The organism is Accumulibacter sp. (assembly GCF_031732815.1).
Lineage (GTDB): Bacteria > Pseudomonadota > Gammaproteobacteria > Burkholderiales > Rhodocyclaceae > Accumulibacter.
On the sequence record NZ_JAVMKF010000029.1, the window covers coordinates 6285 to 8939 of the forward strand.

The window sequence follows — 2655 nt, forward strand, 5'->3', positions numbered from 1 at the left end:
GCGCGCCAGCCGGCTCACTCGCGCGGGCGCTTGTCGATCACCCGCCGCGCCTTGCCGAGCGAACGCTCGATGCCGCCGATATCGACGATGCGCACTTCGGTGGTAATGCCGACGAAGGACTTGATGTGGCGCTGCAGGGCGTTGGCGACGTATTCCTTGTCCACCGGCGACAGATAGCGATACTCGCGCTTCAGTTCGACGTCGACGGCCACCGAATCGAGATGGCCGTCGCGCCAGACCTCGATCAGGTAGTGCGGCGACAGTCTGGGCTGTTTCAGGATGAGTTCCTCGATCTGCGAGGGGAAGACATTCACCCCGCGAATGATCAGCATGTCGTCCGAGCGGCCGGTAATCTTGTCGATCCGCCGCATCGAGCGCGAGGTTGCCGGCAACAGTCGAGTCAGGTCGCGCGTGCGATAACGGATCATCGGAAGCGCTTCCTTGGTCAACGAGGTGAACACGAGTTCGCCGTGGCTGCCGTCGGGCAGCACTTCGCCGGTTGTCGGGTCGATGATTTCCGGGTAGAAATGGTCCTCCCAGATGACCGGCCCGTCCTTGCTTTCGATGCACTCGCTGGCCACGCCGGGCCCAATGATTTCCGATAGCCCGTAAAGATCGATCGCGTCGATGGCAAAAGTCGTTTCGATTTCGCTGCGCATCTGCAGCGTCCATGGCTCGGCGCCGAACAGACCGACGCGCAGCTTGGTTGCCGCCGGGTCGATCTCGCGCCGCTTGAACTCGTCGGCCAGGTTGAGCATGTACGAGGGCGTCACCATGATGATGTCGGGCTGAAAATCGGCAATCAGCTGGACCTGCTTCTCGGTCTGCCCGCCGGACATCGGAACCACCATGCAGCCCAGCCGCTCGGCGCCGTAGTGCGCCCCTAGACCACCGGTGAACAGGCCGTAACCGTAGCCGATATGCACCATGTCGCCGCGCCGTCCGCCAGCGGCGTGGATCGAGCGCGCCATCAGCGCCGCCCACATGTCGATATCCTTCTGCGTATAGCCGACGACCGTCGGGTGCCCGGTCGTCCCAGAGGAAGCGTGCACTCTGACCACTCGGTCGCGCGGCACGGCGAACATCGCGAAAGGATAGTTCTCGCGCAGGTCGTCCTTGTCGGTAAATGGGAATTTACTCAGGTCGTCAAGCGTGCGCAGATCGTCGGGATGGACGCCACGGGCGTCGAACTTGCGCCGGTAGTGCGCGACATTGTCATAGGCATGGCGCAGCGACCAGCGCAGACGTTCTATCTGCAAGGCAGTCAGCTCGTCGCGGCTGGCGGTTTCAATCGGTTCGTAAGCGGTGATTCGTCCGGCTGCGACCATGGTGACCTCCTCCCTGAGGGCAAAAGCTCGAACGCTATTACATGTGGTGTTGCATTTCAAGGGACTTGCAGCCGAGACCTGCAGCGTCTTCCCGGTTCGAGCAAGCGCCGCCGACGATGCTACACTTGCTGGTCTACCAATCTGTCAGGCTTGCTTGCCAAACCCGCTGCCCGCACACCGAATGCTGCCCGCGATTTTACCTATCCGCTACGTCGAACCGGTCTATCGGCCCCCGAGCGAGGCCGAGTCGCTGATTCTGCCGGTCACCGACGGTTGTTCATGGAACCATTGCACCTTCTGCGAGATGTATACCGCGCCGCAAAAGCGCTTTCGCGCGCGCGCCGAGAGTGAGGTTCTGGAAAGCATCGTACGCACCGGCGAACGCTTCGGCGACGCCATCCGGCGCGTCTTTCTCGCCGACGGCGACGCGCTGGTTCTGCCCACGCGCCGCTTGCTCACCATCCTGCACGCGATTCGTCGGCATCTGCCGGCTGTCCGGCGGGTTGCCAGCTATTGCCTGCCGCGCAATCTGCGACGCAAGTCGGTGAGCGAGTTGCGCGAATTGGCGGCGGCGGGGCTGTCGATCGCCTACGTCGGCGCCGAGTCGGGCGACGACGAGGTTCTCGAACGCGTCAACAAAGGCGAGACCTTCGCCTCGACACGCACCGCGCTCGACCAGCTTGGTGAGGCCGGAATCAAGCGTTCCGTGATGATTCTGAACGGACTCGGCGGACCCGAGCTATCGCTGCGCCACGCCGAAAACTCGGCTCGCCTGGCCAACGCGACGCAGCCCGAGTATCTGGCAACGCTGGTCGTCACGCTACCACCGGGCGAGGAACGTTTTCGCAGCACTTTTCCCACTTGGCGGCCACTGACGCAACGCGAACTCTTCGTCGAAATGGAAGGCTTCGTCGCCGCGCTCGACCTCGAACGAACGGTCTTGCGCAGCGACCATGCCTCGAACTGGCTGATCCTCAAGGGAACGCTGGGAGCCGACAAAGATCGGCTGCTGGCGCAGATTCGCCAGGCAATTGCCAATCCGGCGGGCGCGCCACTGCGCCCGGCGTGGGCGCGCGGACTATGACGACGCCGCCCGACTACGATCGTTGCGCTCGCCTGCTGACCCAGGCCGATGGCTTGCTGATCACGGCTGGAGCGGGTCTCGGCGTCGATTCGGGACTGCCCGATTTTCGCGGCGTGCACGGCTTCTGGCGCGCCTACCCGGCACTGGGGCAAGCCCGCATCGCTTTCGAACAGATTGCCAACCCCGCCGCCTTCGCTGCTCAGCCCCGCCTTGCCTGGGGATTTTACGGACATCGCCTGAACC

2 protein-coding genes and 1 pseudogene are annotated in these 2655 nt (G+C 63.6%); 2 read left to right on the top strand and 1 reads right to left on the bottom strand.

The window, feature by feature from the left end; genetic code table 11:
- Positions 1 to 14: 14 nt before the first annotated feature.
- Positions 15 to 1328 carry a phenylacetate--CoA ligase PaaK gene (gene paaK / locus RKP46_RS02525; protein WP_300330208.1) on the bottom strand — a complete coding sequence of 438 codons (1314 nt, stop codon included), beginning with the start codon at positions 1326 to 1328 and terminating at the stop codon, positions 15 to 17.
- Positions 1329 to 1509: 181 nt separating this feature from the next.
- On the opposite strand from paaK, the gene RKP46_RS02530 reads away from it, so the two are divergent.
- Both RKP46_RS02530 and RKP46_RS02535 read left to right on the top strand, forming a co-directional pair.
- Positions 1510 to 2412 carry a radical SAM protein gene (locus RKP46_RS02530; protein ID WP_311105167.1) on the top strand — a complete coding sequence of 301 codons (903 nt, stop codon included), beginning with the start codon at positions 1510 to 1512 and terminating at the stop codon, positions 2410 to 2412.
- Positions 2409 to 2655: pseudogene (locus RKP46_RS02535) on the top strand (NAD-dependent deacetylase); the annotation flags it as partial. The gene RKP46_RS02530 and the pseudogene RKP46_RS02535, both read left to right, overlap by 4 nt.

Excerpts from the sequence above, each read along its gene's own strand:
- paaK (WP_300330208.1), bottom strand. The coding sequence starts at position 1,328 with ATGGTCGCAGCCGGACGAATCACCGCTTACGAACCGATTGAAACCGCC.
- RKP46_RS02530 (WP_311105167.1), top strand. The coding sequence starts at position 1,510 with ATGCTGCCCGCGATTTTACCTATCCGCTACGTCGAACCGGTCTATCGG.